A 7200-nucleotide genomic window follows, 5' to 3' on the forward strand; every position below is an offset into this window, starting at 1 on the left:
GCCGGAACCGTGCCCGCCTTGCGCTCGAACTTCAGGTCTTTGAGCGGGTAGCGCTTCAGGCCGGTCGCCGTTGCCTCGTCGGCTTCGAACATGCCTCCGGAGGCGGGGAAGACCCGCACCCCGCCCTCCGTCTCCACAAACGACACTCCCAGGCTCATCCCCGCACCCAGGCCGTGCCGGTCCACCCCCGCCGCCGCCAGCTGCTGGTCATACGACAAAGAAACCGACGCCTCCAGACCCCCACGCCCGCCGAGGGCCACCAGCGGCAGACTCATCCGCCACAGACCCGTCCGCTCATCCACCATCCCCGCAGCAGCATCACCCAGCGGCACCGAACCCGACACAGGCGCCGGCACCCCGCCCGGCGTATCGGCAGCCACCGCCGACACCACCGGCACCGCCGCCACCCCCATCACCACAGCCGTCACCAAAGCCACCCGGCGCAGACCGCCCCGGAACCCCGGGCTGGCGGGCCTGGCCTGCGCAGTCAGAGCTGTGGCAGGACCGTGCCCCGCAGCGGTGGCAGAACGTGGCATGGAAGCCCCCAGAAAAAGGCGAAACTGTCGGGACATACGCCTCGAGCCAACCCCGTCCCGGCAGGCCGCCACTCCCCCGAAGGGACTGTAAGAAGAACGGTGTAAATTCGATCATGGAAGAGTGCACCTGTGACCAGCGTGAACACAGCTTGTTCCTTAACATCGATCTTGATCGCGTTCGATCAGTGCTCCGGGTCGTTTGACGGTTTTGCCCACGTCGTAGCGGGTGGCGGGATACCGGTTCTTCGGGCCGGGCGGCCGTCCGGGCCCGGGCCGTGACGGTTTGGGTGTACGGGCTGGACTGCCCGGGTGGGGCCGGATGTTTCTGAACCCGCGGCGGACGCGAGGGGGGTCAGCGTGCCTGTGCGGGTCGGCTTCTCCCAGGGCATGCGCTGGTCGCCGGCCAGGGGCGGCGCGAGGCGGAGCTGGGTGTGCGCGGCGATGATCAGCCAGGTCCAGCGGTCTGCCGCCTGCGGTTCGCGCAGCCGGGGGCGGGTCCAGCCGAGATCTTGCTTGAAGCAGCGGAAAGTGTGCTCAAGATCGAAGCAGCGGAGGTAGCAGGACCAGATGAAGTCGATGTCCGTGCTGGTGGCGCCGGTCTTGGAGGACCACAGCCAGATCGGTGGCGCGTCCCGGTCGCCGGGCAGTTGTTCGGCTTTCAGTCGGATCACGGCGCCTTCGGCCAGCGGGAGTTCACCGTCGTGGTCGACAGGAAGAGCGGTGGGTGAGCCTGGGGTGGAGCCGGTCCCACGCTCGGGCTTCGGCCCTGCCGTAGCGGGGTGTGTCGTTCACCGTGACCTCCGCCGGGTCGGGCCAGGTCTCGGGCTTGGCGAGGCGGAGTACGGTCCGGGCTTGGGCGGCCGGCCGCCCTTCGGGTGGTGGACGCGAGGCGGCTTCGGCAGCCGGAGCACACGGTCCGAGCGCAGCCCGACCAGTTAGGCCGGCAGGTCCCGCAGCAGCCATGCCAGGCGCATGACGTCGGAGCCGGCGTCCATCACGACCAGGACGTCCCGGTCGCCCGCCTGCACTGGCCTGCGCGGACCAGGCGTTCGACCACATCGCGCAGCTGGATGGCGGTGACGGCTGCGGCATCGCCGGCGGGGCCCAGGCGGACAGCATCCAGGACAGCGGTCCATGAGGTGTGGTCCGCGGTCAGCGCGGCGACCAAGGAGTACGGCCAGCCGGGATGATCTGCGCGGCCGCGCGGGAGCGGCCGTGGACGTGGCAAAAGAGCCGCTCCGGCGAGCATGCGGCGTCCGGCCGCAGCCACGACCGACACGTCCACGGTCAGCACGAGCCGGCCCCGGATACGGGGCAGCGGCACCGGACCAGCAGGTCACGCAGGGATTCAGTGTCGAGTCGGCCACGGTTGAGCGCGGCGTAGAGGGAGCCGTACCGAGGCGAGGTTGGCGAGGCTGCGCGCTTGACGTGGGCCCAGAGCCGTTCCACGGGGTTCAGGCCGGGCGCGTACGCGGGCAGGATGCAGACGGTCAGCCAGTCGCGGGCGCCGGTCAGCGCGCGCATCGTGTGGGAGACGTGGGTGTTCAGGCGGTCCCAGACCAGCACGATCGGTGCGCTGACCAGGTGGTGGATGCCGTCGGTCAGGCCGAGTAGTCATGCCCGGACAGGCTGCGGCGCTCGTCCTTGCGTCCGGTGTGGCGCCGGATGCGGTGGCACAGTCTGGTCCGGGAGCCGGGCCGCACCGCGATCAGTCCGGCGACGCAGAGTGCGGCGAGTTGGCGCCCCATGGCGTCCTCGACGGCCCGCGGCTGGCGCGCGTAGTCACCCCGGAAGACCTTCCGGAGGCGCTGAGTTTCGGCTTCGGTCCCGCGGATGCGGCCGGCGCGACGCACGCGGCCTGGAGCTGCGGGATGGAGAGCTTCGCCGCGCGGGCCGGGGTCGGTGCCGCTGCCAGAACGGCGTGCCGCCGGGCCGGGCAAGGCCTTGGGGGGCCAAGTGGAGATCCGGAGGTGAAACTTACCTCCTCCGATAGTGCCGCTGATCAGCCGGTTGCCGGCTTGACACGGCTGCAGAATGATGAATGCGATGGCTTCGAGCGAAGGAAACTGTTATGAATAAGGCCAGGCTCGCGGCGTTTTCCAGCGTAATTGGCTGTATTGGATTATTTACCGCCCCGGCACACGCGCATGCGTCTGCGGTCGCGCCCTACGCCACCTCTTCTTCTGTTTCCGCTGGCAGCATATATTGCATACATAACCACACTGATGTCACACTCGAGCGCCAGAACGTTAGATTCCTTGACGGCCACCCCCGGGTTATAGAAAATTGGATCAACCTGAAAATGCTTGTGCCGCGGCAAAAGACCTGCTTCAAGATTCTATTCGCCGGAGCCAATTCAGATCAGACGGCCCTTGATTATTCCGACAAGAAAGGGGGCAGGTACTCGTTTGTTGCGGATTTCGATTACCGGGCCGCTTGGGGTGACCAATCTGCAGCGTATACCTCAAACACCCTCAATACGGCACACTGTGAACCCAGCGTGTGGCGCCCGGAAGGATTCACAGATTATGTGCGGACTGACACGGTGTTCTCTATTCGTCCAGCAAGCTGATTTCGACCGGAAGCAGGCGCTGGTCGTGATCACCGGAGCGAACGAGCAGCAGCGACGATTCAATTGACCGTGAGCTCCGCCCGTTTCACCGCCAGCCCCGTCCCCCGCTCAGTGGCCAGACTGAAACTCACTGAGCCCTTTCAGAGTGGCCACTGATCGGGTGACGGCGGTGGACGGGGTGAAACGGGCAGACCCCCCGGGCTGTGGAGCAAGTTGTCGAAGCTGAACTCTTCAGCCTGGGGGCTCTGTTGGTCACCTATCCTGCCGCACTGGACCTTCCGCACGCTCTGGCGGAGTGGGTGATGATGCTCATTGTCACCCGTGAGGGTGACCGCCGGTGCAAGCTGCGGCCGTCCCAGCGTGCGCTGGTGGCACTGTGAGGTGCCCCGCCCCCACCGGGCACATTGCGGCGTCGCAGTGGCCGATGCCGGGTGGCTGGAACGGTCCAGCATAGTGGCGCTCGCAGCGACCGGAACAACCGCTGCTGCTGCGGTGGACGCAGCAGCAGCAGCATCGAGGCTGCCCGTCCAACAGGCCATCAGATAGGATTCACCTAAACGCCCCGAACGCACATCCCGGAACGCAACATATTATTCCGAAACTTAATCAGCAGGCGTTAAGGGAGCCGCGCAGGGTTCCCCAAGAGGCGGCGGTGTATCCGCCATTACCGTCTCCAAGCTTGAGCCAGACGTTGGAGGGCCCTACGGATTCCCCCGACCGGTAGCATACTACGGGAATTTCGCTGCCAACGGTCAACTTTTCGCCGAACGTCGACTTTGTGCTCGGCGAGGAGTAAGTGGCCGCTTCGGAGGAGGCCACGACGAAAGAGGCGCTATGGGGCCCGCCGGGGATGGCCGAGGCAGTAGCAGCGGTACCGATGACGGCTGCTCCTGCGGCGACCCCGCAAGCGAGGAGGCTAGTGCGGCGCGAGAACTTGTGGAACATATCATTCTCCAAAACCTGAGGTGGTCGAGCCGGTGCGTTACTGTCACTACCCATGACACCTCCTGCTGGGCTCGCAGGGGGAGCGGCCAATTAGCCCTTTGCCAGGTCGGTTCATCTTCACCGGTCAGCGCAGCCGCCCACCTGATGAGAGGACATGCACAGCCGTCCGGGCGGCGCTGGCACCGGGGCCTGGTGTCCTGCGCCAGAGACCCGTCGGCAGAAGCGGGCCAGGGAGTCCAGGATCTCTTCGGCGGGGTCACGTCCGCTGGGGTGGTTTATCGACGGCCACTCGGTGATCCGGGGGTCAGTGTATGCGGTCAGGGGTTCGGCAGCGGTGCTCTTCCCGGTGGAGCTGGCCGGCTCAACCCGGATCCACCGGCTTGATGCCTGTGGATAGCTTCTCCGGAAACGAGGAAGTGCCTTGTGAACTGCGATGATGGGAGTTCTTCCAGCTTCCGGCACGCACGGTTGACAAGGCATTTCCGAGATGCAATCTTCCCATGCCGCAGCGAGGGTCTCGGCACGGTTTGATGATCCGAACCTGGTCGGGTACGGCGGGCTGGCGTAATTTGCTGTATTGGATTATTTACCGCCCCGGCACACGCGCATGCGTCTGCGGTCGCGCCCTACGCCACCTCTCCTTCTGTTTCCGCTGGCAGCGTATACTGCACACATGACCACACTGATGTCACACTCGAGCGCAAGAACGTCAGATTCCTTGACGGCCACCCCCGGGTTATAGAAAACCGGATCAACCTGAAAACGGTTGTGCCGCGGCAAAAGACCTGCTTCAAGATTCTATTCGCCGGAGCCAATTCAGATCAGACGGCCCTTGATTACTCCGGAAAGAAAGGGGGCAGGTACTCGTTTGTTGCGGATTTCGATTACCGGGCCGCTTGGGGTGACCAATCTGCAGCGTATACCTCAAACTCCCTCAATACGGCACACTGTGAACCCAGCGTGTGGCGCCCGGAGGGATTCACAGATTATGTGCGGACTGACACGGTCTTCTCTATCCGTCCAGCAAGCTGATTTCGACCGGAAGCAGGCGCTGGTCGTGATCACCGGAGCGCATGAGCAGCAGCAGCGACGATTCACTTGGCCGTGAGCTCCGCCCGTTTCACCGCCAGCCCCGTCCCCCGCTCAGTGGCCAGGAGGAACAAAGGCCGCAGGGGCGGCCGGCCAGTCACCCACGACGCCGGCCTCTGCAGAGAGCGGAACACCGCCGAGCGCCTGATCAACAAGCTCAAGGCCTGGCGAGGCATCGGCCACTCGATCCGACGAAAACCCCCGAAAGCTACCTCGCAGGCCTCCACCTGCGCGCAGTGATGATCTGGATTAAAGACCTCACCCGACCCAGCCCTTGATCACGACCACATAACGCCCTACGGGGCAGGGTTCCCGGACAGTTGAGCGAGAGATCTGACGTCTCAACTCGTTCGCCAGGGAGCCCTGTGGCGTCTTCTGCCCCTCGCTCTCGTCAGTATTCGCTGCGGCCCGGACTCCCCGGAAGTTCTGCGGCTGCAAACGCGCGGAGGGGGAGAAGCACGTCCAGACCGTGCTCGCCCTCGCCCGCCGACGAGTGCCGAGGGCGGCGGAACGCAGGACCTGCCAGATGAGACACGCGGCGATCATCTATGTGCTGGTCGGGGGCGGCTGCATGAGGGCGGTGCTGCGCCGGCCCGGTGACGCCGCACCGACGTCTCACGTGCGGTCCTCGAGGGGGCGCTAACCGACCGGCCCAAGTTGCCGTAGCCAGTGTTCCGTCCGGCCGGCCGACGCGATGTCTGCACCAACCTACTATGTTGGCCGAAACAGAGGAGACCTTAATGAATTTCCGTCGTTCCAAAATCACCGCCTGCCTCGTCGCTGGCGTGGTGCTCTCGACTGGTTTCGCCGCTTCTGGCGCCCAGGCAGCGAGCAGGTCAGCAGATGAGCCCATTTCAGCAAGTACGTCGTACACGAATGGGTACGACATCAAAAACGCGACCGACCGAACACTCACCGTGACGAACATTCGTGAAATTTGCAACTTCCCCTCATATACTTACGGGCAGATCGAGGGGCTGTCTTATGGTACGAAAATCAATCCAAATTCCAAAATGCATTTCGAAATCAACCGTTCAAAGACCCATCAGGATTGTTACGCCTTTGACCTGTCGGACGATAAGGGAGGAAAATACTCCCTGCACGCCATGACGAACGTTCTTGGATCGGACATCTACTCCGAGGCCTTCAAAAGCGACACTGTCATTCCGGTAGCGGTCTATCATCATCTCTTTGCCGGGTACCCCACTACTTTCTGGGTTGGGACGAAAGTGTAACAACCGCTCGTACCGTCAACCTAGATGAATGAGTCCAAGGGATCGCCTGCGGACGTAGGACGAGGGCGTCCAATGTCGTTGTGTGACAACAGACTTGGACACCCTCGCGACAGCAGTCTACGCTTGCCAGAGGACTGTTCGACCGGGCTGACGCCGCACAGAGCGGCGAATGACGCCTCGGTGGCGATCCTGTCGGGGTTGTCGCCGGCGGCGGCGAGGAGGGCTGCGGCGCTGTCCGGCCCGATGCCGACGATCTCCAGCAGCTGGGGGCGGTGTGCGCGGACGGCCCAGGTGACTCGGCGGGCGAGATCCTTGACCTCGCAGGTCAAGTGCTGGATGCGGCGGGCCAGGAGCCGGAGGGTGAATACGGCCGCGTCGTTGCTGTCGGCAAGGCCGTCCGCGCACCGCGCGGTCAGCGCCGGGTTCCTGAGCCCGGACAAGGACTCGCGCAGTAGTGGGTGCGGCGCTCCGGCATCATCGACAGCACCGGCGCCGAGCGGTCCAGCGCCTGGATCTGGGACTTCCTCATCGACGCACAGGACCAGGGCTTTCTGAGCCGTTCCGACTTTCCTGCCGGTGGTTTGCTGGCCGGTGATCAGTCGGCCACAGCTTGTGTGTCAGCGTAGTGTGCTGCCTCGTACTCGGTGGGGCTGATCATGCCCAGAGTGGAGTGCAGACGGCGGTTGTTGTACCACTCGACCCACGCGGCGGTGGCGTACTCGACATCGGAGACGGTTCTCCAGGGGCCGTCGTGGAAGACCTTGGTGCGGATGCACTCGGACTTGTAGAGACCGTTGATCGTCTCCATCAGCGCGTTGTCATA

The 7200-nt window shown here is 64.4% G+C and carries 6 protein-coding genes and 3 pseudogenes; 4 read left to right on the plus strand and 5 right to left on the minus strand.

The features are described from left to right. The 3 genes and pseudogenes from AC07DW_RS32855 to AC07DW_RS32865 all read right to left on the minus strand — a co-directional run. Window positions 1–428 (minus strand): hypothetical protein (locus AC07DW_RS32855; RefSeq protein ID WP_478861294.1); only part of this gene is annotated, 428 nt, incomplete at its 3' end. 264 nt (window positions 429–692) lie between these two features. Then, window positions 693–2060, minus strand: a pseudogene (locus AC07DW_RS32860) (NF041680 family putative transposase). Between the two features lie 77 nt (window positions 2061–2137). Continuing rightward, window positions 2138–2284, minus strand: a complete 147-nt coding sequence (locus tag AC07DW_RS32865; protein ID WP_478861295.1) for a hypothetical protein — start codon at window positions 2282–2284, stop codon at window positions 2138–2140. Between the two features lie 323 nt (window positions 2285–2607). Here AC07DW_RS32865 and AC07DW_RS32870 point away from each other — a divergent pair, with 323 nt between their 5' ends. The 4 genes and pseudogenes from AC07DW_RS32870 to AC07DW_RS32885 all read left to right on the plus strand — a co-directional run bounded on the left by AC07DW_RS32870 (window position 2608) and on the right by AC07DW_RS32885 (window position 6377). Next, window positions 2608–3108, plus strand: a complete 501-nt coding sequence (locus AC07DW_RS32870) for a hypothetical protein (protein ID WP_478861296.1) — start codon at window positions 2608–2610, stop codon at window positions 3106–3108. A 248-nt stretch (window positions 3109–3356) separates the two neighbouring features. Further along, window positions 3357–3485, plus strand: a pseudogene (locus AC07DW_RS32875) (IS5/IS1182 family transposase); the annotation flags it as partial. A gap of 1720 nt (window positions 3486–5205) precedes the next feature. Then, window positions 5206–5420, plus strand: a pseudogene (locus AC07DW_RS32880) (IS5/IS1182 family transposase); the annotation flags it as partial. Window positions 5421–5882: 462 nt separating this feature from the next. Then, window positions 5883–6377, plus strand: coding sequence for a hypothetical protein (locus tag AC07DW_RS32885; RefSeq protein ID WP_478861297.1), 495 nt, complete (start codon window positions 5883–5885; stop codon window positions 6375–6377). A 20-nt stretch (window positions 6378–6397) separates the two neighbouring features. On the opposite strand, the gene AC07DW_RS32890 is transcribed toward AC07DW_RS32885, so the two are convergent. Then, window positions 6398–6817, minus strand: a complete 420-nt coding sequence (locus AC07DW_RS32890) for a transposase (RefSeq protein ID WP_478861298.1) — start codon at window positions 6815–6817, stop codon at window positions 6398–6400. Between the two features lie 155 nt (window positions 6818–6972). After that, the coding region (locus AC07DW_RS32895; protein WP_478861299.1) for an integrase core domain-containing protein at window positions 6973–7200 on the minus strand (228 nt) is incomplete at its 5' end.

The organism is Streptomyces sp. NPDC045701, assembly GCF_056432045.1.

What these genes read in the sequence shown, in the direction of transcription:
- AC07DW_RS32865 (WP_478861295.1), bottom strand. Translation starts at nt 2,284, where the DNA reads ATGGGGCGCCAACTCGCCGCACTCTGCGTCGCCGGACTGATCGCGGTG.
- AC07DW_RS32885 (WP_478861297.1), top strand. Translation starts at nt 5,883, where the DNA reads ATGAATTTCCGTCGTTCCAAAATCACCGCCTGCCTCGTCGCTGGCGTG.
- AC07DW_RS32870 (WP_478861296.1), top strand. Translation starts at nt 2,608, where the DNA reads ATGAATAAGGCCAGGCTCGCGGCGTTTTCCAGCGTAATTGGCTGTATT.